The organism is Kitasatospora sp. NPDC028055 (genome assembly GCF_040637885.1).
GTDB lineage: Bacteria > Actinomycetota > Actinomycetes > Streptomycetales > Streptomycetaceae > Kitasatospora.
In genome coordinates this window covers 21,394-43,030 of the sequence record NZ_JBEZXE010000010.1, presented here as the reverse complement: position 1 = coordinate 43,030, position 21,637 = coordinate 21,394, and the positions used below count along the sequence as shown (strand labels likewise).

Annotated in this window: 15 protein-coding genes; all 15 read left to right on the top strand. The window is 74.0% G+C overall.

The window, feature by feature from the left end:
• Positions 1 to 2 precede the first annotated feature (2 nt).
• The 15 genes from AB0F71_RS13900 to AB0F71_RS13830 all read left to right on the top strand — a co-directional run bounded on the left by AB0F71_RS13900 (position 3) and on the right by AB0F71_RS13830 (position 21,637).
• Positions 3 to 722, top strand: coding sequence for a hypothetical protein (locus tag AB0F71_RS13900; protein WP_360232484.1), 720 nt, complete (start codon positions 3 to 5; stop codon positions 720 to 722).
• A 930-nt stretch (positions 723 to 1,652) separates the two neighbouring features.
• Entirely contained in the window at positions 1,653 to 3,020 is a 1,368-nt protein-coding gene (locus AB0F71_RS13895; RefSeq protein WP_360232869.1) for a sugar transferase, read from the top strand.
• Positions 3,021 to 3,117: 97 nt separating this feature from the next.
• On the top strand, positions 3,118 to 4,434 hold the full coding sequence (locus AB0F71_RS13890; protein ID WP_360232481.1) for a nucleotide sugar dehydrogenase: 1,317 nt from the start codon (positions 3,118 to 3,120) through the stop codon (positions 4,432 to 4,434).
• Positions 4,424 to 5,716: a glycosyltransferase family 4 protein gene (locus tag AB0F71_RS13885; RefSeq protein ID WP_360232478.1), complete on the top strand. Its 1,293-nt coding sequence runs from the start codon at positions 4,424 to 4,426 to the stop codon at positions 5,714 to 5,716. Before AB0F71_RS13890 ends, AB0F71_RS13885 begins: the two co-directional genes overlap by 11 nt.
• On the top strand, positions 5,713 to 7,092 hold the full coding sequence (locus AB0F71_RS13880) for a Wzz/FepE/Etk N-terminal domain-containing protein (protein ID WP_360232475.1): 1,380 nt from the start codon (positions 5,713 to 5,715) through the stop codon (positions 7,090 to 7,092). The genes AB0F71_RS13885 and AB0F71_RS13880 overlap by 4 nt, the downstream gene beginning before the upstream one ends.
• A gap of 5 nt (positions 7,093 to 7,097) precedes the next feature.
• Positions 7,098 to 8,630 carry a Wzz/FepE/Etk N-terminal domain-containing protein gene (locus AB0F71_RS13875; protein WP_360232472.1) on the top strand — a complete coding sequence of 511 codons (1,533 nt, stop codon included), beginning with the start codon at positions 7,098 to 7,100 and terminating at the stop codon, positions 8,628 to 8,630.
• A gap of 3 nt (positions 8,631 to 8,633) precedes the next feature.
• Positions 8,634 to 10,553, top strand: a complete 1,920-nt coding sequence (gene asnB / locus AB0F71_RS13870; RefSeq protein WP_360232469.1) for an asparagine synthase (glutamine-hydrolyzing) — start codon at positions 8,634 to 8,636, stop codon at positions 10,551 to 10,553.
• 100 nt (positions 10,554 to 10,653) lie between these two features.
• Entirely contained in the window at positions 10,654 to 12,873 is a 2,220-nt protein-coding gene (locus tag AB0F71_RS13865; RefSeq protein ID WP_360232466.1) for a bi-domain-containing oxidoreductase, read from the top strand.
• Positions 12,870 to 14,834, top strand: coding sequence for an alginate lyase family protein (locus AB0F71_RS13860; protein WP_360232463.1), 1,965 nt, complete (start codon positions 12,870 to 12,872; stop codon positions 14,832 to 14,834). The genes AB0F71_RS13865 and AB0F71_RS13860 overlap by 4 nt, the downstream gene beginning before the upstream one ends.
• A gap of 15 nt (positions 14,835 to 14,849) precedes the next feature.
• Complete coding sequence (locus tag AB0F71_RS13855; protein WP_360232460.1) at positions 14,850 to 16,379, top strand: right-handed parallel beta-helix repeat-containing protein; 1,530 nt, start codon at positions 14,850 to 14,852, stop codon at positions 16,377 to 16,379.
• Between the two features lies 1 nt (position 16,380).
• Positions 16,381 to 17,661 carry an O-antigen ligase domain-containing protein gene (locus tag AB0F71_RS13850; protein WP_360232457.1) on the top strand — a complete coding sequence of 427 codons (1,281 nt, stop codon included), beginning with the start codon at positions 16,381 to 16,383 and terminating at the stop codon, positions 17,659 to 17,661.
• A 1-nt stretch (position 17,662) separates the two neighbouring features.
• Positions 17,663 to 18,937 (top strand): glycosyltransferase, encoded by a 1,275-nt coding sequence (locus tag AB0F71_RS13845; RefSeq protein WP_360232454.1) that lies wholly within the window; start codon positions 17,663 to 17,665, stop codon positions 18,935 to 18,937.
• Positions 18,934 to 20,169, top strand: coding sequence for a class I SAM-dependent methyltransferase (locus AB0F71_RS13840; RefSeq protein ID WP_360232451.1), 1,236 nt, complete (start codon positions 18,934 to 18,936; stop codon positions 20,167 to 20,169). The genes AB0F71_RS13845 and AB0F71_RS13840 overlap by 4 nt, the downstream gene beginning before the upstream one ends.
• Positions 20,166 to 20,963, top strand: coding sequence for a glucose-1-phosphate cytidylyltransferase (locus AB0F71_RS13835; RefSeq protein ID WP_360232448.1), 798 nt, complete (start codon positions 20,166 to 20,168; stop codon positions 20,961 to 20,963). The genes AB0F71_RS13840 and AB0F71_RS13835 overlap by 4 nt, the downstream gene beginning before the upstream one ends.
• Positions 20,960 to 21,637, top strand: coding sequence for a PIG-L deacetylase family protein (locus AB0F71_RS13830; RefSeq protein ID WP_360232445.1), 678 nt, complete (start codon positions 20,960 to 20,962; stop codon positions 21,635 to 21,637). Before AB0F71_RS13835 ends, AB0F71_RS13830 begins: the two co-directional genes overlap by 4 nt.

Below are 21,637 nucleotides of genomic sequence, written 5' to 3'. Positions count from 1 at the left end.
CGTTGTTCGAGCCGAAGTGTCCGGTGCGGCCGGACGAACGGGCCTGGATCGAGGAGTCGATGGCCTGGCTGGCGGCCGAGTTCGGCCGCGGGGTGCTGGACCGTGCCCCGGTGCTGCCCACGGCGGAGTTCTTCCCGGGGCCGTTCCGGGGGTCCGCCGAGGACATCCGGGGGGTGATCGCCCTGATCTGCGGCTACCTGGACGTGGCGCCCGACCGCCTGACCATCGAGATCGAGCCGGACGACGGCGAGCAGGCGATGGTCGACGGCCTGCGGCTCAACCACAGCTCCCGCTCCGCCGCCGGGCACTACCGGCGGGAGAACGGGCGCCCGGTGATCGCCGTCGCCCAGCGCCAGGCCGTCCGCCCGGTCGCCCTGGTCGCCACCGTCGCCCACGAGTTGGGCCATGTCCGGCTCCTCGACGAGCAGCGGATCTCCCGGGACCGGCGCGACCACGAACCGCTCACCGACCTGCTGACGGTGCATTTCGGCCTCGGCGTCTTCACCGCCAACTCCGCCTTCAACTTCGAGCGGAGCGAGCGCGGTTGGTCGTACTCGCGGCTCGGCTACCTGTCCGAGCGGATGCTCGGCTACGCGCTGGCCTGCTACGCCCACCGGCGCGGCGAGACCAGGCCGGACTGGGCCCGGCACCTGACCACCAACCCGCGGGCCTACCTCAAGCAGGGCCTGCGCTACCTGGCACGGAACCCGCCGAGCGTGTGACGGCGACGGGATCCGGCCGCCGGGCCCGACGGGTCGCCCGGCTGTGACTCCTCGTCAGCCACCGTACGGTGAAGCCGGTTTGCCCCGCGGATCGGTCCTCCCCTCAGCATGCCCGCACCCACCGGCCCGTGCCCAGGGGGTTGCGCCCGGACGGCCGGAAGTGGCGCCCGCCGGTCCCGGCGGACCCCGGCCCAGGGCGGCCCGCCGGGCCGCGCCGCAGGTGCGCCGGAGGTACGTCGGAGCTGCGTCCAAGCTGCGTCGGCACAGGTCACGGCACGCCTCCCGGCGGTCCGGCAACCCCCTCCCGGGCACCCGCAGTTGGGGATGATTTCAAATCTCGAGCACCTGTTTCACACATCCCCCTCATCAGGCGCCCCGGATGCTCTACATTGATTTTCGTGCCGCACGATCGGGCGTGAGGGGCGACACGTGATGATCTACGGATCGGTCGTTGCGGACTGCCGGTAGTCACGTTTTCCGGCGGCGGGCTGGGGGTGTCCAATTCTCGACGCCCGAGCAGAGGTTCCGAGTGTGGAGAGCAACCGTCGACGTTTTCCCGCGCACTCCGGGAATTCGGCAGGACGCGCCAGTCCGCCGGTGCCCGGTGGGAAGTCCGAGTAGCGCCGCAATGGCGGATCCGCCATTTCCGGGGGCGCTGCCGTGCGCGGCCAGGAAAGGCGCGACACGGGAGGCAGCGCCTCCCGGGGGGAGGAATCAGGTGCGGGGGGCAGCCGCCTCCCGGGGGGAGGAACCGTGTGGAGCGAGCACGTCGAACCCACTGAAGGCCTGGCGGGGGCGGGAGCAGGAGCGGTCGAGCAGAAGGAGGGGGAATTAGCCGGCGGGTTCGCGCCGGCCCGGGTGCGCCGCCCGGCGGGTGGGAAATTCAGCCGGTCGGAGAGCGACTGGGAGCAGCAGTACCGCCGTACCGTGATGATCAGCGATACCGTGGCCACCGCCTTCGTGGTGGCGGCCATCGGCGGCTTCTTCGGGGTCCGGGACGCGGCCAACTGGCACGAGAAATGGGGAATTCTCGCCTTCGGCACCGAACTGCTGGTGCTGGGGGCGCTCGGGACGACCCGGGCGTGGGCACCGGCGGTTCTCGGCCAGGGGGCGGAGGAATTCCGCCGACTCGGCCGTTCGCTGTTCACGGCGGCCGTCGTCCTGGCACTCGGCGGGATCGCCCTCTCCTCGCACAACATCAGGCTCTGGATCTTCGTCGCGATTCCGGCGATCACGCTCGTCACCATGACGGAGCGGTACCTGCTGCGGCTGTGGCTGCACGAGCAGCGCAACCAGGGACGGTGCCTGCGCCCGGTGCTCGCCGCCGGGAGCCCGGCCACCGTGCGCGACCTGATCGCCCGGACCCGCAAGTTCCCGCACCTGGGCTGGCGGGTGGAGGCGGTCTGCACGCCGTACGCGCTGGGGCCGAACGGCGACCGGCTGGACGGCGTACCGGTGGTCGGCCGGCTGGCGGACGTCGCCAACCACGTCCGGCGGGACGGCTACCGGGTGGTCGCGATCACGCCGGACCCGCACTGGTCGCCGGACCGGCTGCAACGGCTGGCCTGGAACCTGGAGGGCGGCGACGCCGAGATGGTGGTCGCGCCGGTGCTGATGGAGGTGGCCGGACCGCGGCTGCACGTCGACGCGGTGCTCGGGATCCCGATGCTGCGGGTCAGCATGCCCACCTTCACCGGCGGTCCCCGGGCGGTCAAGGCGGTCGTCGACCGGCTGGGCGCGGCGGTCCTGCTGGTGCTGTTCTCGCCGCTGATGCTGGTGGTCGGACTGCTCGTCGCGCTGGACAGCCGCGGCGGGGTGTTCTACCGGCAGCACCGGGTCGGCAAGGACGGCCGCCAGTTCACCCTGGTCAAGTTCCGCACCATGGTGTCCGGGGCGGACCGGGCCAAGGCCGGGCTGGCCGACCGCAACGAGGGCGCCGGCCTGCTGTTCAAGCTCCGCCGGGACCCCCGGGTGACCAGGGTCGGCGGAGTGCTGCGCCGCTACTCGCTGGACGAGCTGCCGCAGCTGCTCAACGTGCTGGCCGGCTCGATGTCGCTGGTCGGCCCGCGCCCGCCGCTGCCGGAGGAGTCCGCCGCGTACGGCCCGGACATCCGGCGGCGACTGCTCGTCAAGCCCGGGCTCACCGGCCTGTGGCAGATCAGCGGGCGCAGCGACCTGCCCTGGGAGGAGGCGGTCCGGCTGGACCTGCGCTACGTGGAGGACTGGTCGCTCGCCCTGGACGCGGTGATCCTCTGGAAGACGCTGCGCGCGGTGCTCCAGGGGCAGGGGGCGTACTGATGGCCGTTGCCGTACTGATGGCCACTGCTGGGGGGCGTCGTTCCGACGACGCGCGGACGGTCGGCCGCGAGGGCCGGCCCGAGGGGAGGAACGGGTCATGAGGGTCAGCGTCCTGGGGCTCGGCTACGTGGGCTGCGTGTCGGCCGCGTGCCTGGCGAGCCTCGGTCACGAGGTGATCGGCGTGGACGTCAACCAGGTGAAGGTCGACCTGGTCAACGAGGGCAGGGCCCCGGTGGTCGAGGAGCGGATCGGCGAGCTGCTCGCCGGGGTGGTGCGCTCCGGGGCGCTGCGCGCCACCGCGGACGTCCGCGAGGCGGTCCTGGGCAGCGACGTGTCGCTGGTCTGCGTGGGCACGCCCTCGGCGGCCAACGGCAGCCTGTGCACCACCTACCTGGAGCGGGTCACCGAGCAGATCGGTGCGGCGGCGGCCGAGAAGGGCGGGCGGCACACCGTCGTGTTCCGCAGCACCATGCTCCCGGGCACCTGCCTCGACCTGCTGGTGCCGATCCTGGAGAAGCACCTCGGCGGCACCGCCGGGGTGGACGTCGGGGTCGCGGTCAACCCGGAGTTCCTGCGCGAGGGCACCAGTGTGCGGGACTTCTTCGACCCGCCGAAGACCGTGATCGGCGAGCTCGACGCGGCCAGCGGCGACGTGGTCGCGGCGCTCTACGAGGGCCTGCCCGGCGAGGTGTTCCGGGTGCCCGTCCCGGTGGCCGAGGCGATCAAGTACGCGGACAACGCCTTCCACGGCCTCAAGATCGGTTTCGCCAACGAGCTGGGCGCGGTGTGCCAGGCGCTCGGGGTGGACTCGCACCAGGTGGTTGACGTCTTCCTGGCCGACCGCAAGCTCAACATCAGCCCCGCCTACCTGCGGCCCGGCTTCGCCTTCGGCGGCTCCTGCCTGCCCAAGGACCTGCGCAGCCTGGTGCACGCCGCGCACCGGGCCGACGTCTCGGTGCCGATCCTCTCGCACGTGCTGGCCTCCAACGCCGACCACCTCCAGCGCGCGGTGGAGCTGGTCGAGCGCACCGGGAAGCGCCGGGTGGGCCTGTTCGGCCTGTCCTTCAAGCCCGGCACCGACGACCTCCGGGAGAGCCCGCTGGTCGAGCTCGCCGAGCGGCTCTTCGGCAAGGGCTACGACCTGCGGATCCACGACCCCAACGTGCACCTCTCCCGACTGCTCGGGGCGAACCGGGAGTACATCGAGAACCGGCTGCCGCACCTCGCCCAGCTGCTGGTGCCCTCCGTCGCCGAGGTGCTGGAGCACGCCGAGGTGTGCGTGGTCGGGACCAGGGACGAGGCCGTGCTGGCGGCCCTGCCGCACGGCGACGGAGCGGTGATCGTCGACCTCATCCGCCTTCCGGACGCCGAGCGGCGCCGGACCGAGCCGGGGTACGTGGGCCTTGCCTGGTGACGCGACGTTCGATGAGGCGGTCGGCGGTGACGGGCGGGGACGCCGCGCGCTGATCCTGGTGGAGAACCTGTCGGTGCCGTTCGACCGGCGGGTGTGGCAGGAGTGCACCACCCTGCGCGACGCGGGCTGGCGGGTGGACGTGATCTGCCCGCAGGGCAGCAAGCGGGACACCGAACCGGAGGCCGTCATCGACGGGGTGCGGATCCACCGCTACCCGCTCCGGGCGGCCACCGGCGGCCCGGCCGGCTACCTGCGGGAGTACGGGTCCGCGCTGTGGCACACCGCCCGGCTGGCCCGCAAGGTCGGCCCGGTCGACGTCGTGCACGCCTGCAACCCGCCCGACCTGCTGTTCCTGCCCGCGCTGTGGCTGAAACGGCGCGGCGCGCGGTTCGTCTTCGACCAGCACGACCTGGTGCCCGAGCTGTACCTCTCCCGCTTCGACCGCGGCGAGGACCTGCTCTACCGGGGCGTGTGCGCGCTGGAGCGGATGACCTACCGGGCCGCGGACGTGGTGCTCGCCACCAACGAGAGCTACCGGGACGTCGCGCTGCGCCGCGGCGGCAAGCCGCCGGAGTCCGTCTTCGTGGTGCGCAGCGCGCCCGACACCGCCCGCTTCCGCCCGGTGCCGCCCGAGCCGGAGTTGAAGCGCGGCCGGTCCCACCTGCTCTGCTACCTGGGCGTGATGGGGCCGCAGGACGGCGTCGACTACGCCCTGCGGGCGCTGGCGAAGCTGCGCGACGAGCAGGGGCGGACCGACTGGCACGCGGTGTTCGTGGGCGGCGGGGACACCTTCGACGCGATGGTCGAGCTGTCCCGGCGGCTCGGGCTCGCCGACCGGGTGCAGTTCACCGGCCGGGTGCCGGACGCCGACCTGGCGCGCTACCTGTCCACCGCGGACATCTGCCTCTCCCCGGACCCGCGCAATCCGCTGAACGACGTGTCGACCATGAACAAGGTCCTGGAGTACATGGTGATGGGCCGCCCGATGGTCTCCTTCGACCTCCGGGAGGCCCGGGTCTCCGCCGGTGACGCCGCCGTCTACGCGCCCGCCAACGACGAGTCCGCGTTCGCCCGGCTGGTCGCGCAGCTGATGGACGACCCGGAGAAGCGGGCCCTGATGGGCAAGGTCGGCCAGGAGCGGATCAACGGGCCGCTCGCCTGGCGGAACTCCCAGCGGGCCCTGCTCGCCGCCTACGCCGCCGCCTGCGGTGACGGCGCCCCGGCGGCAGGTGGCCGGGCGGCGGGCGGCCGGGGCCGGGCAGGGAGAAGGCGGCACCGTTGAGCGAGGACACGATCCGCCTGGTCACGATCGGCCGGATCCTGCGTCGGCGGTGGCGGCTGCTCGCCGTCCTCGCCGTGGTGGGCGCGCTCGTCGGCTACGGCAGCTCACTGCTGTTCCCGCCGAGCTACACCACCTCGGCGTCGGTGCTGCTGCCGGGGGTGTGGCAGGAGCGCGAGCTGATGACCCAGGCGGAGATCGCGACCAGCTCGGTGGTGGTCGACCGGGCGGCCGCCGCGCTCAAGTGGAGCGGGGTCGACGGCACCGAGCTGCGGAGCCGGGTGAGCGCCACCGCCGCGGACGGGAACATCATCAAGATCTCGGGCACCGCCGAGACCCCGGAGCGCGCCCAGCAGCTCGCCGACCAGCTGGCCAAGCAGTTCGTCGGCTTCGCCGCGCGGATGGCGGGCGACGGCACCGACCCCGAGGCGGCGCAGCCCGAGCAGCTGCGCCAGCTGGTGACCCAGACCGGCCAGCGCATCACCGACCTGGCCAACTCGGTCGGGCCGGGGCAGACCGTGGAGAGCGTGCAGGTCCGCACCGAGCTGGAGAAGCTGCGCACCGCACTGCAGGACGCCGTCAAGAAGCTGGACCAGGTCGACCCGGCCGCCAACAAGGCCAACATGGTCGTCATGGGCTCGGCGGCCCGGCCGACCGGCCAGGCACCGCCGACCCGGATCCAACTCGTCGCCGCCGGCGCGCTGGTGTTCCTCCTGCTCGGCGTGATCGGGCACCTGACGGCCGCCCGGATGAGCCGCCGGCTGCGCACCGAACCGGAGATCGCCGCGGCGCTGGGCGCCGAACTGCTCGGCACCGTCGACGTCCCCGGCGGGCGGGCCGCGCGGCGGCCGGCGGCGCGCGGCCCGCGCGGTCTGCTCCGCCGGGTGCTGGGCACCGACGTCCGATGGGACCTGCCGACCCCGCACGCCTGCGGCGACGAGGCCGGCCGGCAGCTGCGCCACCGGCGGGTGTGCGCCCGGATCCGCGAGCAACTGCCGCCCTCGCGCGGGCTGTTGGTGGTCGTCCCGGAGGGCGACGAGCCGGCCCGCCGGGCCGCCGACCAGCTGGCCGCCGAGGCGGGCGGCGATCCGCTGCTGCGGGTGGTCGGGGTGCCGGTCACCCGGCCGCTGGTGCCCGACCGCGACGAGGAGGCCGGCGCCCTGGTCGTGCTCAGCGCGGGCAGCTGGACGGCGGGGGACCTGGCCGCCCTGGCCGGGGCGTGCGCGGACGCCGAGCACGAGCTGGTCGGCGTCGTGGTGGCCGACCTGGTCCAGGACGGCCCGAAGCGCCCCGCCGGCCGCCGTACCGGCCGCGCCGAGCCGGTGCTCGCGGGCGCCGCCGCGGCGCGGTCCGAAGCCGATGACGAGACGGGGGGATGATCGGGGTGACGACGAGTACGACGGGGGAGTCGTCCACCGCCGCTCCACTGCTGGACCTCCAGTCGCTGGTGGTCGCCGTGCGCAGGCGCCGCCGCCTCTGGTGCGCCCTGGCGCTGCTCGGCCTGCTGGCCGGCGCGGCGCTGGCCGTCCTGCGGCCGCCGCCGCCCAGCGCGACGGCCGAGGTGCTGGTCGCGCACGCGGCGGACCAGCCGAACGACCCAGGAACGCTGATCCGCACCGACGCCGCCCTGCTCCGGACCACCGGGATCGCCGCCAAGGCCCTCCAGGCCCTCGGGTCCACCGAGAAGCCGGAGGACTTCATGAAGGAGTACGCGGGGGCGGGCCTGACCAACAACCTGCTGGAGATCACCGTGACCGGCCGCAGCGACGCCGAGGCCCAGTCCCGCGCCAAGGCGCTGGCCGAGGCCTTCGTCGCCGACCACGTGCAGCGGATCCAGCAGGCCGCGGACGCCGAGTCCAAGGCCCTGCTCGACCAGCGCGACCGGATGCGCCAGGAACTCGACCAGGTCAACCAGCAGATCGGCGCCGGCACCCAGCCGAACGCGGCCAAGGGCCCGGCCAACCTGGAGTCGCTCTACGCCAGCCGGGCCGAACTCACCGCCCGGATCACCGACTTCGGCCAGCGTGCCGCCGAGGCCAAGGTCGGCGCGCCCCGGCTGGTGGCCGGCACCCAGATCGTGGACGCCCCGCACCCGGTACGGCAGTCGCTGCCGAAGACGGCCGCCACCGACGCCGGGATCGGACTCGTCCTCGGGCTGTGCCTCGGCCTCGCCGTGGCCGCCGTCAGTGCCGTGGTGGCGGACCGCCCGGTGCTGCGCCGGGACATCGCGGCCCACCTCGGCGCCTCCGTGCTCGCGGAGCTGGACCGGGTGCCGCGCCGCTCGCGCGGCCGCTGGCAACTGCGCCGGACCAGGGCCGCCCGGGAGCGGGTCACCGCCACCCTGGCCCGCACCGTACGCGGCTGCGCCGAGCCGGTGTCGCTGCTGGAGCTGGGCTGTGCGCACAGCACCGGCGCGCTCGCCCTGGACCTCGCCGGGGCGTTGACCGAGCAGGACGGCCCGGTGGTCGTCCTCGACGGGCTGCCCGGACCGCAGCTCGCCAAGCGCACCGCGAAGCCGGGGGAGCCGACCGTGGTCCGCGGCGAACGGGCCGGGGCCGCGCCGCCGCCGGAACGCCGGCTCGGCGTCGGCTCGGTGGCGCCCGGCACGGCCTGGACCGACCTGCGCCACCTGGGCACCCGGACGGTGCTCGTGGTCCGGGCCGGCCACGGCAGCGCGGCCTGGCTGCACACCGTGGCCCGCCGGCTCGCCGACCAGCGCATCCAGGTGCTCGGCGTGGTGCTGATCGACCCCGACCCGCGCGACCGCACCGACGGCACCCGCTGGGAGGGCCCGACCGAGGAGCCGCCCGCCCGGGACGACCGGCCGACCCGCCCGAGACGGCTGGGCCGGCGGCGGACCGAACGACTACCGGCCTGGACCGTACGGGTCCCGGACATCGACCAGGAGGCGAGGTAGGACATGTGCGGCATCGCAGGAACGTACCGGTGGCCGGACGGGAAGGTCGTGACCGACCTGCTCACCGACACCCTCGCCCACCGCGGCCCGGACGGCGCGGGCCGGTACAGCCACTCCCTCGGCGACGGCGAGGTGCACCTGGGGCACCGCCGGCTCGCCATCGTCGACCTCTCCGGGACGGGCGCCCAGCCGATGGCCAGGGACGGCCTGGTGCTGACCTACAACGGCGAGCTGTACAACGCCCCCGAGCTGCGCGCCGAACTGGCCGCCACCGGGGTGCGCTTCCGCGGCACCTCCGACACCGAGGTGCTGCTGGAGGCCTGGCGGCGCTGGGGCACCGACTGCCTGCCCCGGCTGCGCGGCATGTTCGCCTTCGGGGTCTTCGACGAGCGGACCGGTGAGCTGGTGCTCGCCCGCGACCAGCTCGGCATCAAGCCGCTGTTCCTGCTCCGGCGCGGCGAGGGCCTGGTGTTCGCCTCCGAGCTCAAGGCGCTGGCCGCCGCCACCGGCGGCTCGCTGGAGGTGGACCACGCGGCGATGGTCGCCTCGCTGCTCTACTACTGGGTGCCGGACTCCCGGTGCGCGTACCGCGAGGCGGAGAAGCTGCCGCCGGGCAGCTGGCTGCGCTGCCGGCCCGACGGCCGGGTGGAGCGCGGCCGGTACTGGCACCTGCGGGAGGTCGCCGCCGAGGGCCGGGAGCGGGCCCGGGCCGGCGAGCTGCCGGACCTCGCCGCGATCGTCGAGGAGTCGACGCGGCGTCACCTGCTCTCCGACGTCCCGGTGGCGACCTTCCTCTCCGGCGGACTGGACTCCAGCTACCTGACCGCGCTGGCGGCGCGCGACCGCCCCGGGATCTCCGCCTACACGATCGGCTTCCGCGCCGAGGACGCCCGGTTCGAGGCGATGCCGGACGACCTGCGCTACGCCCGTCAGGTGGCGGAGCAGTTCGGCGTGGACCTGCACGAGATCGAGATCGCCCCGGACGTGCTGGACCTGCTGCCGCGGATGACGTACCACCTGGACGAGCCGATCGGCGACCCGGCCGCGATCAACACCTTCCTGATCTGCTCGGCCGCCCGGGACGCCGGGGTCAAGGTGCTGCTCTCCGGGATGGGCGCCGACGAGCTGTTCGCCGGCTACCGCAAGCACCTGGCCAACCAGCTGGCGCTGCGCTACCAGCGCGTGCCGCGGCCGCTGCGGCGCGGCCTGTCCGCCGTGGTGGACCGGCTGCCGGTGGCCACCGCCAACCGGGGGCTGCGCTCGGTGCGCTTCGCCAAGCGCTTCCTCTCCTTCGCCGAGCTGCCGGAGGAGACGGCGTTCCGGCGCAGCTACACCATGTACGACCGGGCGGAACTGCTCGCCCTGGTCGACCCGGACCTCGCCGGGACGGTCCAGGACGTGCTGGACGAGCACGCCGACGTCTACCGGGACAACGACCTCGACGACTTCGTCAACCGGATGTGCCTGGGCGACGCCCGGATGTTCCTGCCGGGCCTCAACCTCGCCTACACGGACCGCTCCAGCATGGCCGCCTCGACCGAGGTGCGGGTGCCGTACGTGGACGTCGAGGTGGTCAGGGCCGCGTTCACGCTGCCCGGGGACCGCAAGATCGTCGGACGCCAGGGCAAGGCCGTGCTCAAGGAGGCGGCCGCCTCCGTGCTGCCCCGGGAGATCGTGTACCGGCCCAAGGGCCTGTTCAGCGCCCCGCTGCGGGCCTGGATGAGCCGGGACCTGGCCCCGCTGGTGCGCGAGGTGATCAACGACGGCGAGCTGGTGCGCTCCGGCTTCCTGCGCCGGGACGCGCTGGCCCGGCTGGCCGCCGAGGACGCCGCCGGACAGCAGGACTTCTCCAAGCACCTGTGGCACGTGCTGACCCTGGAGTACTGGTACCGCGGCGCGACCGCCGGCCCCGCCGCCCACTGAACGGCTCCGCCTCCCGCTGAACAGCAGCATCCACTGAACAGCACCGCCCATTGAACGGCTCAGCGCTCATCGAACGGCCAGAGAAGCAAGGGGACTTCCGGTGAAACAGGTTGTGCAGAACTACAAGAGCGGCGAACTGGCGGTGCTCGACGTGCCGGTGCCGGGGTGCAAGCCGGGCGGCGTGCTGGTGCGCAGCGCCTTCTCGCTGATCTCCACCGGGACCGAGCTGATGAAGGTGTCCGAGGCCGGGATGTCGATGGTGGGCAAGGCCCGCTCGCGCCCCGACCAGGTGGCCAAGGTCATGCAGAGTGTCGCGACCAACGGCCTGCCCGCCACCTACCGCAAGGTGATGGGCAAGCTGGACTCCTACACGCCGCTGGGCTACTCGCTGTGCGGGGTGGTGGAGCAGGTCGGCGCCGGGGTCGACGACGTGAAGGTCGGCGACCTGGTGGCCTGCGCGGGCAACGAGCACGCGCTGCACGCCGAGCTGAACTGGGTGCCGAAGAACCTCTACACCCCGGTGCCGGACGGCCTCGCGCCGCAGCACGCCGCCTTCGGCACCGTCGGGTCGATCGCCCTCCAGGGCGTGCGCCAGGGCGAGCCGCAGCTCGGCGAGGTGGCGCTGGTGATCGGCCTGGGGCTGATCGGGCAGCTGGTGGTGCAGCTGCTGACCGCCGCGGGCGTCCGGGTGGTCGGGGCCGACCCCGACCCGGTGCGCTGCGAACTCGCCGAGCGGCTGGGCGCGGTGGCCTGCGGCGACCCGGGCTCGGCGGCGGTGGAGACCGCCGTCGCGGAGCTGACCGACGGCCACGGCGTGGACCAGGTGTACCTGGCGGCCGGCGGCGGCAGCAACCAACCCGTCGAGCTGGCCGCGCAGTTGAGCCGGGACCGCGGCCGGGTGGTGGACATCGGCAAGTGCCGCCTCGACCTGCCGTGGAACGCCTACTACGAGAAGGAGCTGGACGTCCGGTTCTCCCGTTCGTACGGCCCCGGGCGCTACGACCCGGAGTACGAACTGGCGGGCCGGGACTACCCGATCGGCTATGTGCGCTGGACCGAGCGCCGCAACCTGGCCTGCTTCCTCGACCTCGCCGCCCGTGGCCGGGTGGACGTGGCGCCGCTGGTCTCCCACATCGCCGACTTCGACGACGCGGTGGAGACCTACCGGCGGTTGCAGGACGGCGAGTTGAAGGCCGTGGCGGTGCTGTTCCGGTACCCGGGCGCCGAGGGCGGGCGGACGGCGGAGGCCCCGACCCTGGCCGTACCCGAGGTGCGTCGCCCCGGCCGGGCCGCCGCCCCGGCACGGCCCGCCGCTCCGGCCCGGCCCGCCGGGACGCCGGTGCGGCTGGCGTTCGTCGGCGCGGGCAACTACGCGACGTCGATGCTGCTGCCGCACCTGGCCCGGCGCGAGGGCGTCGCGCTGTCCACCGTCGTCACCACCACGGCGCTGTCCGCCGCCAACGCCCAGCGCAAGTTCGGCTTCGACCGGGCGACCACCGACCTGGACGCCGTGCTCGGCGACGACTCGATCGACGCGGTCTTCGTGGTCACCCGGCACAGCTCGCACGCCGCCCTGACCGAGCGGGCGCTGCTGGCCGGCAAGCCGGTGTTCGTGGAGAAGCCGCTGGCGCTCACCGAAGGCGAACTGGCGGGCGTGCTCGCCGCCGTGGAGGAGTCCGGCAACGACCGCCTCCAGGTCGGCTTCAACCGCCGGTTCGCGCCGCTGCTGCGCGAGGCCAAGCAGCGCTTCGGCACCCGCAGCGGCCCGGCCAGCCTGCGCTACCTGGTCAACGCCGGGCGGCTCCAGCACGGCAGCTGGTACCTCCAACAGGACACCGAGGGTTCGCGGTTCGCGGGCGAGGGCGGGCACTTCATCGACACGGCGAGCTGGCTGCTGGGCGCCGACCCGGTGTCGGTGTACGCCGTCGCCCCGGCCGGCAACCAGGACCTGCAGATCGTGCTGGGCTACCCGGACGGCTCCACGGCCACCCTCAGCTACGTCACCACCGGGGCGCCCGGCTTCCCCAAGGAGACGCTGGACCTGGTCGCGGACGGCAAGGTGCTCGAGCTCGACGACTTCGTCCGCGCCTCGGTGCATTTCAGCGGCGCAGCCGGCCGGAAGCGCTGGGTCAGCTCCCGGCTGCCGAAGGCCCGGGACAAGGGCCAGTCCGCCGAACTGGCCTCGTTCATCAGGGCGGTGCGGACCGGCGGGCCGATGCCGGTGCCGCTGGAGTCGCTGGTCGCCACCACGGCGGCCACCCTCGCCGTCCAGGCCGCCCTGACCGGCGGTGCGCCGGTGACCCTGGCGGGGCCGAAGTGACCATGAGCCCGGGCTGGTACCTGCGCCGGCTGTCCCGGATGGGGCCGCAGGAGGTCGTCGGCCGGGCCGGCGACGTGCTGCGCCGACGGCGGTGGCGTTCCGCGCCGCCGACCGCCCCGGCCGTCACCGGCGCCCGGTTCACCGCCGTACTGCCCGCCGGGGCGCTCGCCGCCGTCCCGGCGGACGCCGCCAAGCGGCTGGTCGCCGCGGCGGACCGGCTGATGGACGGGCACGCCGAGTTCTTCGGGGTGGCGCGCGAGGACCTGGCCGCCCCGGACTGGTGGCTCGACCCGAAGACCGGCCGCCGGGCCCCGGACGGCTACGCCTTCGACCTGCCCTACCGGGACGAGGACACGGTCGGCGACATCAAGCAGATCTGGGAGCCCTCCCGGCACCAGCACCTGACGGTGCTCGCCGCCGCCTACGCGCTGACCCGCAACGAGCGCTACGCCGAGCGGGCGGCCGAGCAGCTGCGGTCCTGGTGGCAGGCCAACCCGCCGCTGCGCGGCGTGCACTGGATCAGCGGCATCGAGCTGGGCATCCGGCTGCTGTCCTGGGTGTGGGTCCGTCGGCTGCTCGACGGCTGGCCCGGCGCGGCCGGGCTGTTCGAGGGCAACCCGGTGGCGCTGGAACAGATCTGGCACCACCAGCACTGGCTGGCCGCCTTCCCCAGCCGGGGCTCCTCGGCGAACAACCACGTGATCGCCGAGGACGCCGGGCGGTTCGCGGCGGCCTGCGCCTTCGACTGGTTCCCCGCCTCCGAGCGCTGGCGCGCCGACGCGCTGCGCTCGCTGGAACGGCAGCTGCGCGCCAACACCTTCCCCTCCGGCCTCAACCGCGAACTGGCCACCGAGTACCACGGACTGGTGCTGGAGCTCGGCCTGGCCGCACTGGCCGAGGCGGACGCGGCCGCCGTGCCCGTCCCCCGGACCGTCCGGCTGGTGCTGCTGCGGATGACCGACGCGCTCGCGGCCGTGGTGGACGAGCGGCTGCGCCCGCCCCGGCAGGGGGACGCCGACGACGGGCACGGCCTGGTCCTGGACGGCGCGGGCACCGACCGCTGGGGCTCGCTGCTGGCCACCGGGGAGGCCGTGTTCGGCCGGCTCGGCTGGTGGCCGGCGGTGACCGGCACCGATGTGCGCACCCCGCTGCTGTCCGCGCTGCTGCGGCCGTACGGCCAGGACGGCACGGTGGCCCGCCCGGCGGCGCGGCCGGTGCACTTCCCGGACGCGGGCATGACGGTGCTGCGAGGTGCGGCGCCGGGCAACCCGGGGGAGATCTGGTGCCGCTGCGACGGCGGCCCGCACGGCTTCCTGTCCATCGCCGCGCACGGCCATGCCGACGCGCTGTCCGTGGAGGTCCGCTACGAGGGGGTCGACGTGCTCGCCGACCCGGGGACGTACTGCTACCACGGGCAGCCCGAGTGGCGGCGCTACTTCCGCTCGACGCTGGGCCACAACACCCTGGAGCTGGGCGGCGCCGACCAGTCGGTGTCCGGCGGCCCCTTCCTGTGGACCAGGCACGCCCGCACCCGCGTCCTGGTCGCGGACACCTCCGACCCGGCGGTGGCCCGCTGGTGCGCCGAGCACGACGGCTACCGGGACGCCGTGCACCGCCGCCGGGTGGAGCTGACGGCCGCCACCGGGGAGCTGCGGGTGGTCGACCAGGTGCGCGGCCCGGCGCGGGCCGTGCGCCTGGCGTTCCACCTCGGCCCGGCGGTCAGCGCCGAACTGACCGGCCACCGGGCCGTGCTGACCTGGACCAGGGACGGCCACGACCGGTCCGCGGTGCTCGACCTGCCCGCGGAGCTGACCTGGCGGGCGCACCGCGGCGAGAGCGCGCCGCCGCTGGGCTGGTACTCGGCCGGCTTCGGCCGCAAGGAGCCCGCCACCACGCTGATCGGCACCGGAACCGCCGACGGCGAGCGGGAGTTCACCAGCGTCCTCGGGTTCCGGGGCTAGCGGGAGGAGGGGACGGTGGGGATCACCAGGTGGCGCCGGGCGGCGTCGGCCGCGTCGGTGCTGGCGCTGGCCCTGCTGGCGGCGGCCGGCTGCACCAGCACCTCGGACGCCCCGGCGGAGCCGACCGCCCCGCCGTCCCCGGCAAAGCCGGTGGCCCAGGTGTGCGACCACCCCGAGGCCGGGCCGGCCACCGCCCCGGCCGGCGCGGTGACGGTCGACCCCGCGGTGGTCGGCGACCTGGCCGCGAAGACCAAGGCCAGCCCGCCGAACACCACGTTCTGGCTCGGGCCGGGAACGCACAGCCTCGAAGCGGACCGCTACGCCCAGGTCGTCCCCAAGGACGGCGACAGCTACCTCGGCGCGCCCGGCGCGGTGCTCGACGGCCACGGGACCAACCAGTACGCCTTCGGCGGCGGCGCCGGGAACGTCACCATCCGCTACCTGACCGTGCAGGGCTTCGTCGCCCCGCAGAACGAGGGGGTGGTCAACCACGACTCGGCCGACGGCTGGGTGATCGAGCACGCGACGATCCAGCGCAACTCCGGCGCCGGGCTGATGGCCGGCGCCCACCAGAAGGTCCGCGCCAGCTGCCTGCGCGGCAACGGGCAGTACGGCATGAACGCCTACAAGTCCGGCGCCCCGCTCGGCGACCTGCTGGTCGAGGGCAACGAGATCACCGGCAACGACACCGACCAGTGGGAGAAGCGCCAGCCCGGCTGCGGCTGCACCGGGGGCGTCAAGTTCTGGGCCGTCAACGGCGCCGACGTGCTCGGCAACTGGGTGCACGACAACCGCGGCACGGGCCTGTGGGCGGACACGAACAACAACGACTTCCGGATCGAGGGCAACCTGCTGGAGTCCAACGACGGCGCCGCGCTGATCTACGAGACCAGCTACAACGCCGTCATCCGCGACAACACGCTCCGGCGCAACAACTGGGTGGACGGCCGCCGCTCCGCCGACCGCGGCGACACCTTCCCGTTCGCCACCCTCTACCTGTCCGAGTCCGGCGGCGAACCGCGGATCAAGGCCCGCACCGACAGGATCGAGATCGACCGGAACGTCCTGGAGGACAACTGGTCCGGCATCACCCTGTGGGAGAACGCCGACCGGTTCTGCAACAGCCCGGCCAACACCTCCTCCGGCGCCTGCACCCTGCTGGTCCAGGACACCGCCCGCTGCGCCCGGCCGGGCATCGCCGCCGCACCGCTATACGACGACTGCCGCTGGAAGACCCAGCGCGTCGACATCCACGACAACCGCTTCACGCTGGACCCGTCGGTGGTCGGCTGCACCTCGACCTGCGGCCGGATGGCGGTGCTGGCCAACTACGGCACCTTCCCGGACTGGTCGCCGTACCAGGGCGAACCGGTGGCCGACGCCGTCACCGGCAGGCAGCAGAACCGCTGGCACGACAACACCTACGTCGGACCGTGGAGCTTCGTCGCCCACGACCCGAGCCGCACCCTCGACTTCGAGCAGTGGCAGGGCGCGCCGTACCAGCAGGACCAGGGCAGCACCCTCAGGCCCGGGGCCGGTGGTTGAGATGGCCGCAACCGTGACCCGCGCCCGGGCCCGGGACCTCACCCAGGGCGGGCGCCCGGCCGGCCCGCCGAGGACCGTCGAGCTGATCTGGGGCCTGCTGGTCCTCAACACCCTCGGCTCCGCCGGGGCGCAGACGATCATCCCGCTGCCCCGCTCGCTGATCCAGATGGCGACCATGGGCGCCCTGGTCTCCGCGTTCGCGCTGGCCCTGCTGCTCAACCTGCGGCTGCGGATCCGGCCCAGCGCCTTCCTGTTCCTGCTCACCCTGCTGCTGGTGCTGAGCGTGATCTCCAGCGCCAACCTGCACGCCGGGTACGGCGCGCTGTTCCGCTGCTTCCGGCTGACGCTGTTCGTCGCCACCCTGTGGCTGCTCAGCCGCTGGTGGGACGGCAGCCAGAGCTTCGTCCGGTTCCACATCCGGATGTACTTCGTGGTGCTGGTCTCGGTGGCCGCGGGCCTGGTCGCCTCACCGGGCGCGGCCTTCCCCGACGTCTACGGCGGGCGGCTGGTCGGCGCGCTGTGGCCGCTCACCCCGCCGCAGATCGGGCAGTACGCGGCGGTGATCATCGGGCTCACCGTGCTGCTCCTGCTGGACCGCCGCACCACCCGGGCGAGCGCGGCGACGATCATCGTGCCCTCGCTCGTCCTGCTCGCGCTGACCCACACCCGCACCGCCACCATCGGACTGATCGCCGGGCTGCTGCTGGCGATCGGCTCGCTGCTGCTGACCAGCGCCGCCGCCCGCCGGCTGTTCGGCTGGGCGGTGCTGCTCGCCACCGTGGTCGGGGTGGGGCTGAACTCGCTGCTCCAGGCCTGGTTCCTGCGCGGCCAGAGCCAGGAGAACTTCTCCAACCTCACCGGCCGGGCCAAGGTCTGGGACGCCCTGCTGGCGGCGCCCCGGACCACCGTCGAGCAGGTCTTCGGCACGGGGCTGGGCGACAAGTCCTTCGGCGGCCTGCCGATCGACAACAGCTGGCTGGCCGTCTACAACGAACAGGGCCTGGCCGGGGTCGCCGTGGTGGCCGCGGTCCTGGTCGTGCTGGGCGGCGTCGCGCTGCTGCGGCCGCCCTCGCTCGCCCGGGCCGGCGCGATCTTCCTGATCGGCTACTGCGCGATCGCCTCGTACACCGAGGCCGGGCTGGGCGACGCCTCGCCGTACCTGCTGCACCTGACCGTGGCCGCCTCGCTGCTGGCGGCGCCCGCCGAGCCCGCTCTCCTGTCGACCCCTGCTGCTCCCCGGCGGCGCACCGCGCCCCGGGCCCGGCGAACGGAGCTCACCTGACATGCGCGTCCTCGTGGTGCACAACCGCTACGCCTCGGCGCAGCCGAGCGGGGAGAACAAGGTCGTCGACCAGGAGGTGGGCCTGCTGCGGGAGGCCGGCCACCGGGTCGAGCTGTTCGAGCGGCGCAGTGACGACATCGCCCGCCGCTCGCTGCCGGGCAAGGTCGCGGTGCCGCTGCTGGTGCCGTGGAACCCGGCGGTGCGTGCGGAGTTGGCCGCCCGGCTGCGGGCCGAGCGGCCGGACGTGGTGCACGTCCACAACGTCTTCCCGCTGCTGTCGCCCGCGGTGCTGGCAGCCTGCGCGGACGCGGGCGTGCCCGCCGTCGCGACGCTGCACAACTACACCCAGGTCTGCCCGCCCGGCACCCTCCAGCGGGACGGCCGGCCGTGCACCGAGTGCGTCGGCGGCTCGCCGCTGCCCGCCGTGCGGCACGGCTGCTACCGGGGCTCCCGGCTGGCGACGGTGCCGCTGGCGGTCGGCCTGGTGGTCAACCGGCGGCGCTGGTGGACGGGGGTGGAGCGGTTCTTCTGCATCTCCGCGGCGCAGCGCGAGGTCCTGGTGCGGTCCGGGCTGCCGGCCGAACGGCTGGCGGTGAAGCACAACTTCGTACCGGAGCCGGGCAGAGTCCGCACCGGCGCGGGGGAGCACCTGCTCTACCTGGGCCGGCTCGCGGAGGCCAAGGGCGTGCGGCTGCTGATGGCCGCCTGGGACCGGCTCGCCGCCGAGGGCGGGGTCGGGGTGCCGCTGGTGATCGCGGGCGCCGGGCCGCTGGAGGCGCAGGTGCGGGCCTGGGCGGCGGGCCGGGCGGACGTGCGCTGCGTCGGCCTGTACGACCAGGCGCAGTGCCGGGAGGCCGTCGCCCGGGCGGTCGCCGTGGTGGCGCCCTCGACCTGGCTGGAGGCCTTCGGGCTGGTGGTGGTGGAGGCGATGGCGGCCGGGGTGCCGGCCGTCGCCGCCGGTCACGGAGCCTTCGTCGAACTCGTGGAGGACGGGGTGACCGGGCTGCTGCACCGGCCGGGTGAGGCGGCCTCGCTCGCGGCCTGCCTGCGCCGGATCACGGCCGATCCGGTGGTCAACCGGGAGCTGGGCCGGGCCGCCCGGCGCCGGTACGAGCAGGGGTTCAGCCCGGCCGTCGGGCTGGACCGCCTGGTGGAGGGGTACCGGGCCGCGATCGCGGCCCGGTCCGGCGGCGCGGTCGACGCGCCGCCGGTCGGGAACGGACACGCTGGCCCGCCGCGGGGCACCCGCGCGGGCAGGGATGGGAGCAGTCAATGACACGATGCCGACTGTGCGGCTCGACGGCGATGGGGAGCGTCGTCGACCTGGGGGCGACCCCGCCGTGCGAGAGCTTCCTCGCCGCCGACCAGTTGGACTGGCCGGAGCCCGCCTACCCGCTGCACCTGCGGGTCTGCACGGACTGCTGGCTGGCGCAGATCCCGCCGCTGATCACGCCCGAGGAGACCTTCACCCAGTACGCGTACTTCTCCTCCTACTCGACCTCCTGGGTGGAGCACGCCCGGACCTTCGTCGACGGCGCCGTCCAACGGCTCGGGCTGGGCGCCGACGCCTTCGTGGTCGAGGTGGCCAGCAACGACGGCTACCTGCTGCGGCACGTGGTGGACGAGGGGATCCGCTGCCTGGGCATCGAACCGTCGGTGAACGTCGGCGCCGCCGCCCGCGAGGCCGGGGTGCCCACCCTCACCGCGTTCCTGGACCCGGAGACCGGCGCCGCCGTCCGCGCCGAACACGGCCCGGCGGACCTGGTGGTGGCCAACAACGTGTACGCCCACATCCCCGACGTGGTTGGCTTCACCCGGGGGCTGCGCGCCCTGGTCGCCGACGACGGCTGGGTCTCGATCGAGGTGCAGCACCTGCTGACCCTGATCGAGGGGAACCAGTACGACACCATCTACCACGAGCACTTCCAGTACTACACGGTCGCCTCCGCGATCCGGGCGCTGGCCAGCGGCGGGCTCACCCTGGTCGACGTCGAGCTGCTGCCCACCCACGGCGGCTCGATCCGGCTGTGGGCCCGGCCGGACGCGGCCGCCGGCGAGCCGGGCCCGCGGGTGGCCGACGTGCTGGCCCGGGAGAAGGCCGCCGGGCTCCAGGAGCTGTCCGGCTACACCGAGTTCTCCGCCCGGGTCGCCAAGGTCCGCCGGGACCTGCTGACCTTCCTGATCGGTGCGGTCGAGCGCGGCGAGACCGTGGTCGGCTACGGCGCCCCCGGCAAGGGCAACACCCTGCTCAACCACTGCGGCATCCGGCCCGACCTGCTCCCGTACACCGTCGACCGGAACCCGTACAAGCACGGCCGGTTCACCCCGGGCACCCGCATCCCGATCCTGGCGCCCGAGCAGATCGCCGCCGACCGGCCGGACTACGTGCTGGTCCTGCCGTGGAACCTGCGGGCCGAACTGGTCGAGCAGTTGTCCTTCGTGTACGAGTGGGGCGGCCGGCTGGTCTTCCCCGTCCCGGAGCTGAGCATCGTCGAGGGGGAGCGGTGAAGGTCGTCCTGTTCTGCGGCGGTTACGGGCTGCGGATGCGCAGCGGAGCCTCCGACGACGTGCCCAAGCCGATGGCGATGGTCGGCCCCCGGCCGCTGATCTGGCACGTGATGCGCTACTACGCCTACTACGGGCACACCGAGTTCATCCTCTGCCTCGGCTACGGAGCCCACCACATCAAGGAGTTCTTCCTCAACTACCAGGAGACGACCTCCAACGACTTCGTGCTGCGGGGCGGGCGGACGGAGCTGCTGTCGACCGACATCGCCTCCTGGACGATCACCTTCGCGCAGACCGGCATCGAGTCGCCGATCGGTGAGCGGCTGCGCCGGGTGCGCCACCACCTGGACGGCGACGAGATGTTCCTCGCCAACTACGCCGACGTGCTCACCGACGCGCCGCTGCCGGAGATGATCGACCGCTTCGCCGAGCGGGACGCCGGCGCGTCGATGATGGTGGTGCCGCCGCAGTCCTCCTTCCACTGCGTGGACCTGGGCGCGGACGGCCTGGTCGGGGGGATCACCGCGGTCAGCGACATGCCGCTGTGGGAGAACGGCGGGTACTTCGTGCTCCGCCAGGAGATCTTCGACCACATCCCGGAGAACGGCGACCTGGTCGCCGACGGCTGCACCGAACTCGCCAAGCGCGGCCGCCTGGTGGCCCACCGGCACCGCGGCTTCTGGAAGCCCACCGACACCGTGAAGGAGCGGGCCGCGCTGGACGCCGCCTACGCCCACGGCGACCGCCCCTGGGCGGTCTGGGAGCGGGACGGGGCCGCGGTGAGGACCTCGTGATCCGGCTCGGCCCCGGGCCGCTGGAGCGGATCGCCGCGGTCGGCGCGCACTGTGACGACATCGCCATCGGCGCCGGCGGCACGCTGCTGACGCTGTGCCGGGCGCGTCCCGGGCTGCGGGTGGACGCGCTGGTGCTCTCCGGCGGCGGCAGCGCACGGGAGCAGGAGGAGCAGGCCGCGCTGGCCGCCTTCTGCCCCGGCGCCGACCTGCGGCTGACGGTGCTCAAGCTGCCGGACGGCCGGCTGCCCGCGCACTGGGAGGAGGCCAAGGCCGCCGTCGAGGAGCTGCGCGGGCGCACCGACCCGCAGCTGGTCCTCGCCCCGCGCACCGCGGACGCCCACCAGGACCACCGCGGCCTGGCCCGGCTGGTCCCCACCGCGTTCCGCGACCACCTGGTGCTCGGCTACGAGATCGTCAAGTGGGACGCCGACCTCGGCCGCCCGACGGCCTACCAGCCGCTGAGCCCGGAGACCGCGGAGGAGAAGGTACGGCTGCTGCAGGAGCACTACCCCTCGCAGCGGCACCGCCCCTGGTACGACCGGGAGGCCTTCCTCGGGCTCGCCCGGATCCGCGGCATCGAATGCCATGCCCGCTACGCCGAGGCCTTCGACGTCACCAAAGCCACGCTCGATTTCGGCGCGCCCCACCTCGGCACGCTCGACCCGGAGGGATGA

What these genes read in the sequence shown, in the direction of transcription:
- AB0F71_RS13895 (WP_360232869.1), top strand. Translation starts at nt 1,653, where the DNA reads ATGATCAGCGATACCGTGGCCACCGCCTTCGTGGTGGCGGCCATCGGC.
- AB0F71_RS13890 (WP_360232481.1), top strand. Translation starts at nt 3,118, where the DNA reads ATGAGGGTCAGCGTCCTGGGGCTCGGCTACGTGGGCTGCGTGTCGGCC.
- asnB (WP_360232469.1), top strand. Translation starts at nt 8,634, where the DNA reads ATGTGCGGCATCGCAGGAACGTACCGGTGGCCGGACGGGAAGGTCGTG.
- AB0F71_RS13850 (WP_360232457.1), top strand. Translation starts at nt 16,381, where the DNA reads ATGGCCGCAACCGTGACCCGCGCCCGGGCCCGGGACCTCACCCAGGGC.
- AB0F71_RS13845 (WP_360232454.1), top strand. Translation starts at nt 17,663, where the DNA reads ATGCGCGTCCTCGTGGTGCACAACCGCTACGCCTCGGCGCAGCCGAGC.
- AB0F71_RS13840 (WP_360232451.1), top strand. Translation starts at nt 18,934, where the DNA reads ATGACACGATGCCGACTGTGCGGCTCGACGGCGATGGGGAGCGTCGTC.